Here is a 14,384-nt window from a genome sequence, read left to right as displayed (position 1 = left end):
TTATGCTCGTAGAATATCATGGCTTCACCTGTGACTCAACGGCCCCCTGCACTCGATCGCATTGTTCAACGCTTTAAACGCGCCTCCTCTAATAAGCTGCGTTACGAGCAACTACTGACTTTAGCTCAAAAATTGCCGGAATTTCCAGAGGAGCAAAAATTGCCAGAAAACAAGGTTCCTGGTTGTGTTTCTCAGGTTTATGTGACGGCGAGTTTAGACTCGAATGGCTGTATTCAATTTCAGGGTGATTCGGACTCTCAATTAACTAAAGGATTATTGGCTATGTTAATTAAGGGAATGAATGGGTTAACTATTGAACAAATTAGCCAATTAAAACCCGATTTTATTGAAGAAACTGGGCTACAGGCTAGTTTGACTCCCTCCCGTGCGAATGGGTTTTATAACATTTTTAAAACCCTACAAAAACAGGCTAGTGCTTGCGGGGAGTGAAGGGAGCATATTACAGGGATTTTGTCAAGTATATTAGGTCACAAAAACCGTGAAAACTACGAGGGAAAAACTAACCATAAACCGGGAAGTTCCTGTAATTGTAATTACCGGATTTTTGGGAAGTGGAAAAACTACCCTAGTTAATTATATTCTGAGTCACCGTAATGGTCGGAAAGTGGCGGTTTTTGTGAATGAATTTGGGGAGATTAGTATTGACGGTCAACTGCTTATCAACGTAGAAGATGATATGGTGCAGTTAAATAATGGTTGTATATGCTGTACCCTGAATGACCGCCTAGCAGATACAATTGTGGAGGTTTTACAACGAAATACGTCCATAGATTATCTACTGATTGAAACGACAGGAATAGCGGACCCGTTACCGATTATTATGACTTTTGCGGGGACGGAATTGCGAAAGTTGACTCGACTTGATGCTATTTTTACGCTGGTAGATGCTGATACGTTTTCGCCAGACCTATTGGCTAACAGTGAAGCTGCGCTTAACCAAATTGCTTGGGGTGATCTGATTTTGCTCAATAAAATCGATTTGGTATCCCCAGAAAAATACGATCGCATCCAAAAACAGATCCGCCAGCTTAAACCAGATGCTCGTATAATGACGAGCGAATACGGTGAGGTTCCCTTAGCGACTATTTGGGGAATAGAATATTCCCACCCAGACTTTAGGGAGCAACCAGACCATGATCACCATTCGGAACATCTAGCTAATGATGGATTTGTGGCTGTATCCTTTAGCAGCGATCGCCCTCTGAGTGTGGAAAAATTCCAGACCTTCTTAAGCGATCGCCTACCAACGAATGTATTTCGCGCCAAAGGATTTATCTGGTATCAAGGTAACAACTCCTCTCACCTATTCCAACTCAGCGGAAAACGCTATCAGCTTACGCCTAATTATCCTCGCGGCGAACCCCCAAATCAATTAGTATTTATCGGTCGAGACCTGAACCGCGAAACCCTCACCCAAGACCTACAACAATGTTTACACGAAATCCCTAACCATGAACCAAGACCAATTATGGATCGATAGCCTAAAATTTAATCCACAAGGTTTAATTCCAGCGATCGCCCAAGACCATAAAGACGGTACAGTATTAATGATGGCTTGGATGAATCGCCAATCGTTGCAACAAACCCTAACAACGGGTGAAGTTCACTATTGGAGTCGATCGCGATCGCAACTGTGGCACAAAGGAGCCACATCAGGACACATTCAAAAGCTCAAAGCCCTATACTACGATTGTGATGCTGATGTCCTCCTGCTCAAAATCGAGCAAATTGGGGACGTAGCCTGTCACACGGGGGCTAGATCCTGTTTCTTTAACGCCGTCCCTATCAAATCAGCCATCCTTAGCTAAACCCTAGCCAGCCTAAGCATTTACACTATTAAGACTCAACATGGTTCTAAAAATCTATAACACCCAAACCCGCCAAAAAGAAACCTTTACCACCCTAGAACCCGGAAAAGTCAAAATGTACTGCTGCGGGGTTACAGTTTATGACTATTGCCATTTGGGTCATGCACGATCCTACACGACCTGGGACGTGGTACGCCGCTATCTGGAATGGTCAGGATATGAAGTTAACTACGTCCAGAATTTTACCGACATTGACGACAAAATCCTTAACCGCGCTAAAGAACAAGAAAGCACTATGGAGGCGGTATCCCAACGCTTTATAGACGCTTACTTTGAAGACCTGCGGCGGCTAAATGTACGGGATGCTAAGGCTTATCCTAGGGTGACAGATCATATCAAGGAAATTCACCAACTTATTGAGCAACTCACGGCTACAGGACACGCTTATGCTGTCGATGGAGACGTTTATTACAGTGTCGGTCACTTCCCCGATTATGGTAAACTCTCCCGGCGACAACTCGAAGACCTACAAATGGGGGCTAGTGGTCGCGTAGCTGTGGCTGACCCGGAAACTCTCAAGAAAAAAAATCCGGCGGATTTTGCTCTCTGGAAAGCTGCTAAACCGGGAGAACCAGCCTGGGATTCTCCTTGGGGTCCCGGTCGTCCGGGGTGGCACATTGAATGTTCGGCTATGGTCCGACAACTACTGGGAGAAACTATTGATATTCACGGCGGCGGGGGTGATTTGGTGTTTCCTCACCATGAAAATGAAATCGCTCAGTCTGAGGCGGCGACTGGTAAAACTCTGGCTCGATATTGGATGCACAATGGTATGGTGACGGTCGGTGGGGAAAAAATGTCTAAGTCTTTGGGCAATTTTACGACGATTCGTGAATTGCTCGATCGCCCTGTAGACCCTATGGTGGTGCGCTTATTTATTCTACAGGGTCACTATCGTAAACCTCTCGATTTCACTGATGAGGCGATCGCCTCAGCTAAAAATGGCTGGGAAACCTTGAAAGATGGGTTATTATTTGCGGAACAATACGGCGCGCGCTTGGGGTGGTCTGCTGATTCATCTCCCAGTAAATACGACACGACAGAAGATGCACTCCAACGCTTCCGAGTGGCTATGGATGATGATTTTAATACTCCTGGAGGCTTGGCTGTGTTGTTTGAATTGGCTAAAGAGTTGCGCCGCCAAGGGAATTTATTGGCTCATGAAGGTAAGACTGATACCCCGAGCGATCGCATTTATGGGACCTGGAAAACTTTGGTGGAGTTAGCGGGAGTTTTCGGGTTGGAAGCTGTAACACAAGCACAACCACCAGCGGCGACTCAGGGAATTAGCGACGCTGAAATTGAGGATTTGGTTAAACAACGACAGTCGGCTAGAAAGGCTAAAAACTATGCGGAAGGCGATCGCATTCGTGACCAACTACAGGCTAATGGTGTGACGCTAATTGACCGTCCCGGCGGCGAAACCCTTTGGCGACGTTGAAAACACAGGGGAGTTGATTCTCCCCTCTGGTAAGTTAGGCTATTCAAACTTGGCGAATGGTGCGATCGTATCAATTATGGCGCTTACTTAGAAGAGTTGGCGATCGCTTTGAGATGCTGACAGCGGACTAATTCCATAAAACTCAATCCCCGGCGACCCTCAATTGTAGCCACAACTTCGATCGCCTCTGCTAAAGCGGCTGCTGCGATCGCTTCCTCATAACCCCGTCGCGTGGCTACCCTAATGGCGATATCATCAGCTTCTAACTCCATCTCAGAGCGTTGATTAGCCTGCCATACCCGACGCACACCTATAGAAGCTAATCCTCCAGCCAGGAGAACACCAACAGCATCCTGCTGCATAAATTGTACCCCAACTCCGACTATTCCCGCCACCACAATGCCTTGATTCCAGTCAGGTTTAAACCATTGCACATTAGTAACCCAACTAACAGTCCGCAACAACAATAAATCTCGCTGAGGTCTTGATAGCTGTTTCCACAAGTCAAAATTAATCAAAATGGGTCTAGTAGTTTTCCACGGAAGGGGAAATTCACATTGAATTACAGTAGACTGTCGAGGATTAGCAATTAGTCTAGCCATCATGCGACCGGAGGCTGGCATTAAATCTAATAGATGACGGATTTCTGTATCAGGATTCATAGTTAACAATTAATAATTAATAATTGATTATTATCACCCCCGTAGGGTGCGTCACAGGGATAACCTATCGGGTCAACGGCAAATTTTGTTCATCTGACGCACCACCGCACCACCCCCATATCGTGGTCAAGAAACGGTGGGGCGGGTTTATTAATATCCTGGTGGGGATGGAAAATTGACGGTGGAACCCGCCCCTACAATTAATTATCGGCGGTGGGGCGGGTTTGGTGGGGCGGGTTTATTAATATCCTGGTGGGGATGGAAAATTGACGGCGGAACCCGCCCCTACAATTAATAATTATCAATTAATTATTATCACCCTGGTAGGGTGCGTCACAGGGATAACCTATCGGGTCAACCGCACCAACCCATATCGTGGTCAAGAAACCGGGTTTCTGAAAGAAACGGTGGGGCGGGTTTATTAATATCCTGGTGGGGATGGAAAATTGACGGTGGAACCCGCCCCTACAATTAATAAGTATTAATTAATAATTATTAATTATTAATTACTTTTACAGGGGTTGTAGTGTGTCGGATAAAGCTGCAACTGCTCCCTCTATGTTGGGGGCTCCTGCTGCTGTGGCAGACACTAATAAAACTAGGATTTGATTACCAGCTTGACGAGCAAAAATTACTCCTGACATAGGCTGGCTTCTGGCTCCGATTTTTAAGGTTCCTGTCCAAGGCATTTGTACTTCCCCAGTCCCCAAAGTTTCAAAATTTCCGGGTCTAAAACCTTCCCCGCGCTCAAAGATTTCGATCGCAATTTGCGCGATCGCTAATTCGGGTAAAGTGCGATCGCTTTCGCGATATCTAGCTACCACTGTATAAGCCAAGTTACCATCTGGTGACTCAAACAGGGGAAAATTGCCCGCAAACCCGACATTAAAATCTTGAATAATCCCCACCTCAAAACGACCTTGGGGGTCCTTGAAGGCGCTACCACTTAGGGGTAATGCTTCCACAGAATTTGTCGGTTCCGGCGGCGGTGCGGGTTCTGGGGTGGCTTCTGGGGTGGCTTCTGGGGTAGCTTCTGGGGTGGGTGTCGGAGTGGGTGTCGGAGTGGTCTGTTGAGCGATCGCCGATTCTCCTGGTATGCTGGTAAATGGTAGGCGATCAATATTACCGAACACCAATAAAAGTAAAGCGGTGATGAGTCCCAAGCCTATAATTTTCAGGCGTTTTGGTTGCATAATTCCTCCTCAAAATAAGCCCGAATTAATCTAGTTAATTATTTTCCAAAAATAGCCGGATTTCCAAAGTCGAATAATCCCGCCATACAGCCGGTCATTAAAGTGGCTAAAGTACCTGCCCATAAGGCAGTAAAGCCTAAAGATGCGACTTCCGAACGTCGGCTAGGAATTAAGGAAGATAAACCACCGACGAAAATTCCATAGGAGGCAAAATGAGTAAATCCGCACAAAACATAGCTAACAATTAACATGGCGCGGTTGCTTATTTCGCCGTTAGCATTAAGTTGAGCGAGGGCTTGATAGGGGGGGATATTAGTTTCCAAAAGCCTTCTGCCAATTAACAGGGAAGACTGCCATAGTTCTTGCCATTCGAGGGAAACCCCAGTTAAAAAAGTCAGAGGTAAAAATAAGGCTCCCAAAATGTTTTGTAGGGTAATGACCTGAAATAGATTACCTATCCAACTAAGGAGGAAAAAATCACTTTCGGAAAATCCGGCCAAAGTCTCAAATACTAAATTAACTAACGCCACCATTCCCAAAATTGCAATCAAGGCGGCGGCTATTCCTACTGCCATTTTCACGCCATCTAAAGCACCACCGATTAAGCTATCCATAGGGTTAGGAAGGCTGGCTTTATCGGCTTTTGGTTCTTCGGGAACTTTCCCCATAGTTTGGGGTTGATCAGTTTCTGGAACGAGAATTTTGGCAATGACAAAACAGGCGGGAATTGTCATTAAAGAGGCAGAAACTAGGTGTCCGGTGATGTTGGGAAAAGTCGGTCTGAGAAATCCTGCATATAATGCTAAAACGGAGGAAGCGATCGACCCGAAACAACTGGCGAGAATGGCACAGAGTTCGCTGCGGGTCATGTCTAATAAATAGGGTTTTACCGCGATCGCAGATTCAATACCCACAAAAATATTAGCGGCACCGGATAGGGATTCAGCGCCACTAATTCCCATGGTTTTCTGAAAGATTTTGGCGAATATTTGTACAACAGGCTGAATGATATTCAGTCTATATAATAAGCTGACCAAACCTGCAAAGAAAATGACTTGGGGAAGGGCGCGAAATGCTAGAACATAAGCAAAACCGGGGTTAAGATTATCGGGACCAATGCGATCGCCCGGAACTGCGACAAAGGGAGTTCCCACAGCCCTAGCAATCCAACGTCCAGCGGGACCAGGACCAGCGCGAAAGTCTGGGTCAGCTACCAAAATTGATTGTGGTCCACCAAATAAGAATCGCGCCCCAGCTTCGGAAGCGTCCAAAATTGAGTTAAGCAGGGTGCTGAGTCCCTCGACTAATTGGCTACCTAAGACAAATACAATGAGTCCAATAACCATTTGTAAGCCTATTCCCCAAAAGATCACATTCCAGGGGATAACGCGCTTGTTTTCGGAACCTAACCAAGCAATAAAGCACAAACCAGCAATTCCCAGCAGGGAAATTAAATTCAGCAGTGGATTCATAAATCTTTCCCTAAGTGCGGAAACTGAATAATGGAGAAGCTGCACCCACAACCATAGCTTTGACTGATCCGGGGACGGATATAGACCTTTGAGCTAAGTCATCACCCGATGATAAATGGGTAGCTAAGGATTTTGGTTACTACGAATCTTGCACCAGATCCGGTTTAAATGCAAGCATACTTGAATTGGGTATGTTGCCATAGCCAAATACACTCTACAATAGGGCAAAAAGTCTGATTAAAATGGATGCTTTTCAGCTAACACCGCCTAACTGGACCAGTGATGCTGTTCACGCCTTTGAGTTTTGCTGTCCCCAATGTTCGGCCAGCAGTTTAGAAGCTCAACAGGTGTGGATTAATCGCCGATCGCCTGTATATGGGGATAATAACCGCCGCAAGTGGCAAGAATTTTATCACTGTCAATGTGGTTGTGCTTGGTGGGCTTGGAGTAGCGATCGCCCACCGTCCCCATTCAAGGCTAATATTGATTCTCCGACGGATTCTTAAATAGCAGTTACCAGGGCGCAATTAGCCAGCGCCCTAATCAAGCTGACGCGAAGATTTATGCTAATATCCTTATCTATCAATCTAGTCTTCCTTCCAGTCCTCACGACCTAAAAGGTCAATGACTCGATCTCTGAGCAAAAAATCATTTTGTTCTAATTCACACTCGACCCAATCCCACTCACGGGCTGGGATATACTGGCACATGGTGTAAATTGGTTGATGGCGATCGATTAATCCTTTTTCTACGAGGTTACGCGCCTCGTCTTGAATGACTTGAATGGAATATTTGACGGCACTAGGAATCACAGCTTGTACCATATCACAACCTCCTACCCAGTTAATTGGGTAAATAACTAAAACTCAACGGTATCCGGGACTACCCTATCGGTATTCCCTAAACATATTGTCTCGCAATATGTCTATTTTATCTCTATATCTTTACTATTTTTAACAGTAAGATTAAATTCAGGGAATCATCCATCATTATTTGGGGCGATCGCACTAGGGTTAGAGTCCTGGATTTTCCCCGATAATTTGGGGAACAGTAGCCCCGAATTTTGGCTATATTGTTCAAATTCTGGGTAGCGGGAGAGGGATTCATCTTTTTTGAGCATATTGGGCAGAAAAATAGCGATCGCAAAAAATCCCAGAATCAAAAACGGTAGCCAATGTTGTGCTAACATAGCAAAAGATAGGTAAATCAGAATTTCTCCCCCATAATTAGTATTACGAGAACGGGCAAAAAATCCCTCAGTAATTAATCCGGGTTTATATTTTAAGGTGTAGTATTTTTGAGCATCACTGCTGTAGTGCAAAAATACCCCGAACAGGTTAATAGAAATGGCGGCAGAAATTAATATAGGGGCTGGTTCTGAGTGACTACTAACTAATATAAATGGAGCCACCCAATATAAGATTAAAAACGTAAACACGCCCACTCCCTGCCACCAAGGAACTTGTTTTTCCCACTGTTTATCTGGATAAATACGGCTTTTTAGCAACCACAAAATCCCATAGGTTCCGTGGAGAGCGAGATAAACCCAGGGGCCGATAGTAAAGTTATTATATGCGACCATCAACCCCAGGACTACCAGGAAAGTCAAGAATTTATGGAGGTCGATCGCCTGTTTAATTTTCATGGTCAATCATCCCGCAAACTACGATAATTAACAGCTTAAATATTGGGCAGTTCTCCAAGTAAATTATTTACCGTGTTATTGATTAGAGCGATCGCCTGATTCCTGGGACAATTCCGACTGTTCATCGGTATCGACACCGGCGGATAAAACCGGAGTTGATGTCGCACCAATAGTATTAGGCAAATAAGGCCCTGAGCGTCCTTTATGGCGCATTTGTCGCATTAGGCTTGCCATTTCCAGGGCATTCATAGCATAATCCCAGCCCTTGTTGCTTTTAATTCCGGCGCGTTCCAAGGCCTGTTGCATAGAGTCAGTAGTTAAGATACCAAATATCACAGGTACGCCAGTTTGGAAGGCAGAAGCGGCAATTCCCTTAGACACTTCCGCCGCCACATAATCAAAATGGGGAGTGTGTCCACGAATGACCGCCCCCAGACAAATAATAGCATCATAGCGACCGCTGAGGGCTAATTGATTAGCAACCATGGGAATTTCAAAACTACCAGGAACCCAAATATAATCAACCTGAGTCCCGTGGGGATCAGGATTTACCCCATGTCGTTTTAAACAATCTTGACACCCTTCTAGTAGTTTAGTGGTAATCAAATCGTTAAACCGACCAATTACGATCGCCAACTTTACCGAGTCAAGCTGAGTAAAAGTACCTTCAAAAACCGTCATAATATAAGTAGTCTAAATTATCTATCGAGGATGTGAGGATAGAGGTTTGGGGCGGAAGATTTCCCCATTCCTCTCACCTCTTCTAAGTTGGTTGTCAATAGCCTAGGGGCTAAACAACCAAGTAGTTAAAAACTCCTACTAAAATCACCAGAACCGCCCACAGGCCAGAACCGATAAAAATGAGGGGCTTAGACTGACTCCAATTTTGAGGAGAAGCATAAGCCACAGGGACTGCGACAATCATGAGGAAGGACACAATCACCAAAGCCGCCAAAAGCACTTGAAACAGAAGTGTTAACATTTTTTTCTCCCAAGCAGAAAGGATAAGCGTAAGTACAAATAACGATAGATTAGCCGAGATCAGCCTTTTCGGCTCGTACTTTATATTTACGCTACCAGAAATTGCACCGTCTGAGAAACCCAGATTTTAGGAATTTTGTGTTGATTGTGCTTCTTGGGCGACTTGGGAAACTTCATCAGTAGCCAATTGTTGCAAAACCTCTTGAACTTCCTCACCCCCCAGGCGAGATAAGGCTTGGGCGATGCGGTGGCGGATCTGCCAATCTGGGTCTGATGCACGAGATATCAATAGGGGTATGGCTTGACGATCGCCCAATTCTCCCAAAGCGCTGATAGCAACGGTTTGGATCAATTCGTTACCATGAATCAGGCCATGTTGGAGGAGTTCAAGGCCGCGCGGATCTCCCAATTCTCCTAAAGCGGCAATAATGCTCAATTGCACCAACCATTCAGAGGTATTATGGTAAACCTGATGCAGGTCTTCAAAGGCTTCTGTGAGTTTCAAAGCCCCAATGGAATCGGCTGCGGCGGCTTGGACATCAGCTTCTGGGTCATTAAGCAGACAATCGCGCAACAGGGTTAAAGACCGATCGCGATCTTGGTGTCCGAGGCTGGCCATTTGGCTAACTGCTGCATATCGGACTCGGGTATCTCGGTCAGCGATCGCCGTTTGCAGGAGTTGAAAGCCGATATTTTTTTCGAGTTGACGGATTTGGTTAACTGCCCGTAAGCGATCGCCAAGATTTTCCGAACTCAGTTGTTGCACAATGGACTCTGGAGTAATAGTCATTTTGGTTAAACAGTTAAGCAGTTGCTGTCGGTTAAAGTCCGGGGCGACTCTCACCCTAGGGGGAGAACTAACCTTTAAGGACTATTCCCATCTTATTCGGCGATGAGAGAAAACTCACAACAACTGGGGAAACCGATGTGCTTTAGTCGTCATCAGTACCCATAGCCATGACTCGGATAATATCCCCACAGGTCAAAATACCGATTAATTTTTTTGATTCATCCAAAACTGGCAGCCGATGCACTTGCTTTTGGTTCATCAACCGGGCTGCTTCTGACAGAGAGCAATCTGGTTTAATGGTGATCATGGGTCCGTTACTCATCACGTCTCCCACGGTTTGACCTAGGGCTTTATGTAGTTCTTTTTCGTAGCGAGAGGGATTTTCCAGATAAATCACACTGTCGAGAATAGTGATGTAGGCTGGTGGGGTCACGCCACTTTGCTGCCAGATAATATCAGTTTCTGAGATAAAGCCCACCAATTTACCCGTGTTATCCATCACGGGAAGCCCTCCAATTCGGTTCTGGGCTAGTAGGGCGATCGCATCAGCCAGGGGCGCATCAGGACTAATCACAAGGGGATTAGGGGTCATTACATCGGCAACGGTTTTAGCCATGGTCTCTGCTTCCGGTTTCACTGTCGGTCTATAGTTCTCATCTTATCGAAAAATTGGCATACGATGACAGACTCCCGACACCCACCGGTTAGGATAGGTGCGGGCTTCTGCTTCTTTACAGGAGAATGACCGGCTACAGCGGTCGGGAGTCAAGGGGATATCCGAGTATCTGTGGGAATGACTAGCATGATGTTATGGCTGAGAATTTCCAAAGCGATCGCTTCTTCTCCCAGTGTGCGACCCATGCGATAAGAACCCCGCAGCATTGCCCCTAGGTGTTGCTCCAACACTGCAGCCGTCATGTAAGATTTTACCAAAACTATCGGTTCTCCCACCCAAGTTTTGGTGACCGGACTCCACCAATTGCCATGGGAAAACGTCGCGTTGTGGCCTCCGGCGGGTCGGGTCAGTTCTTCCAGCCAGCCTTTCGCCTGGGAATATTTCTTAGCCGGAATGTGCCAGCGGACGGCGTAGGGTAGGCGGTCTAGGCTGATAGCAGAGGTGAAGATCGCATTTTCTACCAGGGGATATAAGCCGTTTTGGGCGGTGTTGATATGGGGAATCACGTTGGGCAGAATGTTGGCTATATGTTCCATGATTGTGCCTGCAATTCGATAGTTATATTTGGGGAGAACCCCCCTAGATAACTAACTGGGAAATCGTGATTTTTTATGCAGGGGCAGGTTGCACCCTCAACCGCGATCGCCACCAACAAGCCCCAGGAGGCTCCTAGAGCCTTGCCATCCCTTGGGGGTAGGGGGGCTGGTGATTAATCTTCTGCTCCCCGCAATGACTCGAATAACCGCCGCAAAATCGATCGCAGTTCTTGGCGAGACTCATCTTCGGCATTTTCTCGCACTGCCAATTCTCGCCCTGACTCCGCTACAGATTGGGCGATTAACGCTTCTACTTCCTGGGCGGCGGACTCCACTTGTAGGGGTTCCATGGTTTCCAATAATAAGGCTCTTTCCAGTTGGGCGACAACTGCTTGGCGTGCTTCCGCAGACCATTCACCCAAACCCGACCAATAGGACTCTAATTCGGCAAATCGGGACGGGTCGGCGAGGGGTTCGGCGAGTTCCAATAAATCCAACAGTCGATCGCATTCTAACAGGTCTTCGCGATCGATACTCAATTCGGGATATTCTGTTTCTAGGGCGGGGGTAAATCCGACAATTTTTCCCCAGGTTTGGGGCGGGTTAATTTCTACTGCAATATAGGCTATGCGATCGCTTATTACGGCACCTTCGGGAATCTCCAAACTTTCCGCATTCGCTGGGAGGGGGATACATTCCACAATGCCCAAACTTTCCCCTTCTTCCCAGATTTCCAAATCCCCCCAATCGGTCAAAACCTGGGCGGCGATATTCCAGGCGCTACTGCTGCGGAAATCCGATTGATAATCGAACCTTTTTAGATATCGATGCACCACCCAAACAGCGATCGCTCTTTCGGCAATCTCTGGGAATTGGGAGGGTTAAATGTCACCGGAAACCCTTTGTAAATACTCGGTGATTTGCGGGGGTATCGGAATCAGTTGACCGAATAATTCTTGAGTGTTCATGATGCTTAAATAATCCTCTTGTTAACAGCTTGTTTCAGGGTAAATATCCCCATCATCTCAATCTAGTTCCTGAGATAGGCGATCGCCCATTTTTTTCAACAGGCGCTTGATTTTGGTATTCGCCCCGTTGACCGACCCAGACGGGATATTAAAATGTTCCGCCACCAATTTTAGGGTGTATTTTTCCCCGCGAGACACGCAATCATAAATGAACAATAAAGCATCTTGAACCGTAATCAGCGGCGGTGGGGTTTGGCGTACAAAAGAACTCCTTAACTCCCCCGTAGGGTCATTTTCAATTTCTCGGCGAATACGTTGTAACCGAGGAATATCTACCGACGGCTGCGGTTAATTTTAAATATTGTCAGGTGTTTCCGGATCTGGTGTGGGGGGATTATCATCGATTAACTGTCTGCGTTTTTTTAGGAGGTTTTTATACTCCCCTTTACAGCGAATATTCCAGAGAGTGAAGGGACTAGCAGCCTTGTCAATATCCGGGTCATAAACTTCGCCACCCCGGACATTTCCATGAATTTTGCGATCGATATAATCCCAAGCCGCCGCCGTCGCTTCAATATATATCAAATCATCGCGATATTGTGGCGGTTCTCCCTTCCACAAACAGTGTTCCGGTGCAGCTATCATCATCATTCGCATCGCCTCCCGTCGTAGGCGTTTACGTTCTTTCACCGATTAGGTTTTTAGCGATCGGCGCAAAATCTCTTTTACTTCCTTATCGGGACATTTAGAATCTCGTGTCATTGCCACATTTATCAACTCGGTAGACCTCCTGACATTATCCCACATTTCCCCCAGTGCGATCGCACTTTCCATAATCTTCTTAATCCCCCCAAAATTTCTCCTAATTAGGGGTTGACTTTTAGGAGAACTTGACATATCATAACATCATGGGAAAAGGTGGGCGCATATATATGCCTGTGGGGGATAACCCATCGGGTAAACGGCTAATTAAAAACCGGGGTTTGACCGCCGAAATCAAGAAACCCGGTTTCTCAGCAACCGTAGGGTGCGTCACCTGACGCACCGCATAGTCCTGTTGAAAACCCGGTTTATCAACCGTTGGCGGGGGCGGGTTTATTAATATCCTCGTTGGGAGGGAAAATTGACCGCAGAACCCGCCCCTACAATTAATAATTAATAATTATCACCCTCGTAGGGTGCGTCACCTGACGCACCGCATGGTCCTGTTGAAAAAACCGGGGTTTGACCGCCGAAATCAAGAAACCCGGTTTCTCAGCCGTGGGAGAGGGAAAATTGACCGTTGACGGCGGCGGGTTTGGGGGCGGGTTTATTAATATCCTCGTTGGGAGGGAAAATTGACCGCAGAACCCGCCCCTACAATTAATAATTAATAATTATCACCCTCGTAGGGTGCGTCATCTGACGCACCGCATAGCCAAGAATATCGGAGATAAACTCATGGAACCGGAATATCCGCTTTCCCAAATGAAAAGGAGACCCAATCCTTTTGCCGAACCCTTAAAAAAACAAGTCACTATTTCTCTGGGAATTGAGGTCATCGAATATTTTGAGAAGATGGATCAACAGGAAGGCTTGTCTGAAATGCCACCCCCTTATATACGTGGTCTTTGAGGTACAAGAGTTGCGGCGCAAACAGGGCTAAATATTCCCCGTCTTCCTGTAGTTGAATGACAATCGTGAAATTCTCGACTTGTTCGGACACGACACCGGTAATGATGCGATTTCGGTCGGTGTCGCTGTGGTAGTGCCATCGGCGGTTATCCAGAAAACCCGCCACCTGTGCTAAGGTTGTTGCCATCTTCCCAACTCCTCGGAGATTTGCTCTCTCCCGAATCTGCTAACACTGTTATATCGATTCTGGCACGGGTTTTTATGCAGGGTAAAGAGGGCGTTGACGGGTGCGGAAATTTGTGGGGATGGGGGCTTGACTTCGGGGGAAATTTGACGTAATATAACACCATGGGAAACTGTGCCGCCATATATATAAGCGATCGCTCTACATAATCGCCTCTACATAATCGCCAATGAGGGAAAGGTGCGTCGCCAGTCGCGGAAATTTTTGGGGATGGGGGCTTGACTTCCGGGTAAATTTGAGGTAATATAACACCATGGGAAACTGTGCCGCCAT

Annotated in this window: 21 protein-coding genes; 6 read left to right on the top strand and 15 right to left on the bottom strand. The window is 46.4% G+C overall.

All coding sequences use genetic code 11. The features are described 5' to 3' along the window. Window positions 1-18: 18 nt before the first annotated feature. The 4 genes from NLZ44_RS07965 to cysS are packed head-to-tail and all read left to right on the top strand — an operon-like array spanning window position 19 to window position 3,330. Window positions 19-450, top strand: coding sequence for a SufE family protein (locus tag NLZ44_RS07965; RefSeq protein ID WP_006621018.1), 432 nt, complete (start codon window positions 19-21; stop codon window positions 448-450). 49 nt (window positions 451-499) lie between these two features. Continuing rightward, the gene (locus tag NLZ44_RS07960; protein WP_493752418.1) at window positions 500-1,501 is read left to right on the top strand and encodes a CobW family GTP-binding protein; all 1,002 of its coding nucleotides are present in this window, start codon (window positions 500-502) and stop codon (window positions 1,499-1,501) included. Beyond that, the gene (hisI, locus tag NLZ44_RS07955) at window positions 1,473-1,829 is read left to right on the top strand and encodes a phosphoribosyl-AMP cyclohydrolase (RefSeq protein WP_006621016.1); all 357 of its coding nucleotides are present in this window, start codon (window positions 1,473-1,475) and stop codon (window positions 1,827-1,829) included. The genes NLZ44_RS07960 and hisI overlap by 29 nt, the downstream gene beginning before the upstream one ends. Window positions 1,830-1,869: 40 nt before the next feature. Further along, window positions 1,870-3,330 (top strand): cysteine--tRNA ligase, encoded by a 1,461-nt coding sequence (gene cysS / locus NLZ44_RS07950; RefSeq protein WP_493752417.1) that lies wholly within the window; start codon window positions 1,870-1,872, stop codon window positions 3,328-3,330. Window positions 3,331-3,413: 83 nt separating this feature from the next. On the opposite strand, the gene NLZ44_RS07945 is transcribed toward cysS, so the two are convergent. Beyond that, a complete protein-coding gene (locus tag NLZ44_RS07945; protein ID WP_493752416.1) occupies window positions 3,414-3,992 on the bottom strand; it encodes a DUF3318 domain-containing protein in 579 nt (192 codons plus the stop codon). A 266-nt stretch (window positions 3,993-4,258) separates the two neighbouring features. Between NLZ44_RS07945 and NLZ44_RS07940 the strand changes: the two genes are divergently transcribed. Further along, window positions 4,259-4,417 (top strand): hypothetical protein, encoded by a 159-nt coding sequence (locus tag NLZ44_RS07940; RefSeq protein ID WP_493752415.1) that lies wholly within the window; start codon window positions 4,259-4,261, stop codon window positions 4,415-4,417. A gap of 87 nt (window positions 4,418-4,504) precedes the next feature. Here NLZ44_RS07940 and NLZ44_RS07935 read toward each other — a convergent pair whose 3' ends face one another. Together NLZ44_RS07935 and NLZ44_RS07930 are read right to left on the bottom strand one after the other, a co-directional pair. After that, a complete protein-coding gene (locus tag NLZ44_RS07935; protein ID WP_493752414.1) occupies window positions 4,505-5,185 on the bottom strand; it encodes a hypothetical protein in 681 nt (226 codons plus the stop codon). 38 nt (window positions 5,186-5,223) lie between these two features. Further along, window positions 5,224-6,657 carry a NupC/NupG family nucleoside CNT transporter gene (locus tag NLZ44_RS07930; protein WP_493752413.1) on the bottom strand — a complete coding sequence of 478 codons (1,434 nt, stop codon included), beginning with the start codon at window positions 6,655-6,657 and terminating at the stop codon, window positions 5,224-5,226. A gap of 242 nt (window positions 6,658-6,899) precedes the next feature. On the opposite strand from NLZ44_RS07930, the gene NLZ44_RS07925 reads away from it, so the two are divergent. After that, complete coding sequence (locus tag NLZ44_RS07925; protein ID WP_006621010.1) at window positions 6,900-7,163, top strand: hypothetical protein; 264 nt, start codon at window positions 6,900-6,902, stop codon at window positions 7,161-7,163. 81 nt (window positions 7,164-7,244) lie between these two features. Here the strand turns inward: NLZ44_RS07925 and NLZ44_RS07920 are convergent, their stop codons facing one another. From NLZ44_RS07920 to NLZ44_RS07865, 12 genes are all read right to left on the bottom strand, one after another. Continuing rightward, window positions 7,245-7,481 (bottom strand): DUF4327 family protein, encoded by a 237-nt coding sequence (locus NLZ44_RS07920; RefSeq protein WP_006621009.1) that lies wholly within the window; start codon window positions 7,479-7,481, stop codon window positions 7,245-7,247. A gap of 155 nt (window positions 7,482-7,636) precedes the next feature. Beyond that, a complete protein-coding gene (locus NLZ44_RS07915) occupies window positions 7,637-8,302 on the bottom strand; it encodes a DUF1295 domain-containing protein (RefSeq protein WP_493752412.1) in 666 nt (221 codons plus the stop codon). 75 nt (window positions 8,303-8,377) lie between these two features. Further along, window positions 8,378-8,983, bottom strand: coding sequence for a 6,7-dimethyl-8-ribityllumazine synthase (gene ribH, locus NLZ44_RS07910; protein WP_493752411.1), 606 nt, complete (start codon window positions 8,981-8,983; stop codon window positions 8,378-8,380). A 109-nt stretch (window positions 8,984-9,092) separates the two neighbouring features. Further along, complete coding sequence (gene psbZ / locus NLZ44_RS07905) at window positions 9,093-9,284, bottom strand: photosystem II reaction center protein PsbZ (RefSeq protein WP_006617715.1); 192 nt, start codon at window positions 9,282-9,284, stop codon at window positions 9,093-9,095. Window positions 9,285-9,410: 126 nt separating this feature from the next. Then, a complete protein-coding gene (gene nblB / locus NLZ44_RS07900; protein ID WP_493752410.1) occupies window positions 9,411-10,073 on the bottom strand; it encodes a phycobilisome degradation protein NblB in 663 nt (220 codons plus the stop codon). 142 nt (window positions 10,074-10,215) lie between these two features. Next, the gene (locus NLZ44_RS07895) at window positions 10,216-10,689 is read right to left on the bottom strand and encodes a CBS domain-containing protein (RefSeq protein WP_315640476.1); all 474 of its coding nucleotides are present in this window, start codon (window positions 10,687-10,689) and stop codon (window positions 10,216-10,218) included. A gap of 149 nt (window positions 10,690-10,838) precedes the next feature. Further along, complete coding sequence (locus NLZ44_RS07890) at window positions 10,839-11,285, bottom strand: hypothetical protein (protein ID WP_111892756.1); 447 nt, start codon at window positions 11,283-11,285, stop codon at window positions 10,839-10,841. Window positions 11,286-11,458: 173 nt separating this feature from the next. Then, window positions 11,459-12,118 (bottom strand): DUF1822 family protein, encoded by a 660-nt coding sequence (locus NLZ44_RS07885; protein WP_493752409.1) that lies wholly within the window; start codon window positions 12,116-12,118, stop codon window positions 11,459-11,461. Between the two features lie 192 nt (window positions 12,119-12,310). Then, entirely contained in the window at window positions 12,311-12,469 is a 159-nt protein-coding gene (locus NLZ44_RS07880; RefSeq protein ID WP_493752408.1) for a hypothetical protein, read from the bottom strand. Between the two features lie 138 nt (window positions 12,470-12,607). Next, complete coding sequence (locus tag NLZ44_RS07875) at window positions 12,608-12,943, bottom strand: hypothetical protein (protein WP_493752407.1); 336 nt, start codon at window positions 12,941-12,943, stop codon at window positions 12,608-12,610. A gap of 3 nt (window positions 12,944-12,946) precedes the next feature. After that, complete coding sequence (locus tag NLZ44_RS07870) at window positions 12,947-13,150, bottom strand: hypothetical protein (protein WP_493752406.1); 204 nt, start codon at window positions 13,148-13,150, stop codon at window positions 12,947-12,949. A 640-nt stretch (window positions 13,151-13,790) separates the two neighbouring features. Next, on the bottom strand, window positions 13,791-14,054 hold the full coding sequence (locus tag NLZ44_RS07865) for a hypothetical protein (RefSeq protein ID WP_493752405.1): 264 nt from the start codon (window positions 14,052-14,054) through the stop codon (window positions 13,791-13,793). Window positions 14,055-14,384 lie beyond the last annotated feature (330 nt).

Source organism: Arthrospira sp. PCC 9901, assembly GCF_059013425.1.
Note: the sequence above shows the minus strand (reverse complement) of the source record. Positions and strands in the feature narration are given on the sequence as shown.

Bases quoted from the DNA above. Each gene is read 5' to 3' on its own strand.
- NLZ44_RS07865 (WP_493752405.1), bottom strand. From the start codon at position 14,054: ATGGCAACAACCTTAGCACAGGTGGCGGGTTTTCTGGATAACCGCCGA.
- NLZ44_RS07895 (WP_315640476.1), bottom strand. From the start codon at position 10,689: ATGGCTAAAACCGTTGCCGATGTAATGACCCCTAATCCCCTTGTGATT.
- NLZ44_RS07930 (WP_493752413.1), bottom strand. From the start codon at position 6,657: ATGAATCCACTGCTGAATTTAATTTCCCTGCTGGGAATTGCTGGTTTG.
- NLZ44_RS07915 (WP_493752412.1), bottom strand. From the start codon at position 8,302: ATGAAAATTAAACAGGCGATCGACCTCCATAAATTCTTGACTTTCCTG.
- NLZ44_RS07925 (WP_006621010.1), top strand. From the start codon at position 6,900: ATGGATGCTTTTCAGCTAACACCGCCTAACTGGACCAGTGATGCTGTT.
- NLZ44_RS07935 (WP_493752414.1), bottom strand. From the start codon at position 5,185: ATGCAACCAAAACGCCTGAAAATTATAGGCTTGGGACTCATCACCGCT.
- ribH (WP_493752411.1), bottom strand. From the start codon at position 8,983: ATGACGGTTTTTGAAGGTACTTTTACTCAGCTTGACTCGGTAAAGTTG.
- NLZ44_RS07920 (WP_006621009.1), bottom strand. From the start codon at position 7,481: ATGGTACAAGCTGTGATTCCTAGTGCCGTCAAATATTCCATTCAAGTC.
- NLZ44_RS07870 (WP_493752406.1), bottom strand. From the start codon at position 13,150: ATGTCAAGTTCTCCTAAAAGTCAACCCCTAATTAGGAGAAATTTTGGG.
- NLZ44_RS07945 (WP_493752416.1), bottom strand. From the start codon at position 3,992: ATGAATCCTGATACAGAAATCCGTCATCTATTAGATTTAATGCCAGCC.
- NLZ44_RS07890 (WP_111892756.1), bottom strand. From the start codon at position 11,285: ATGGAACATATAGCCAACATTCTGCCCAACGTGATTCCCCATATCAAC.
- NLZ44_RS07965 (WP_006621018.1), top strand. From the start codon at position 19: ATGGCTTCACCTGTGACTCAACGGCCCCCTGCACTCGATCGCATTGTT.
- nblB (WP_493752410.1), bottom strand. From the start codon at position 10,073: ATGACTATTACTCCAGAGTCCATTGTGCAACAACTGAGTTCGGAAAAT.
- hisI (WP_006621016.1), top strand. From the start codon at position 1,473: ATGAACCAAGACCAATTATGGATCGATAGCCTAAAATTTAATCCACAA.
- psbZ (WP_006617715.1), bottom strand. From the start codon at position 9,284: ATGTTAACACTTCTGTTTCAAGTGCTTTTGGCGGCTTTGGTGATTGTG.
- cysS (WP_493752417.1), top strand. From the start codon at position 1,870: ATGGTTCTAAAAATCTATAACACCCAAACCCGCCAAAAAGAAACCTTT.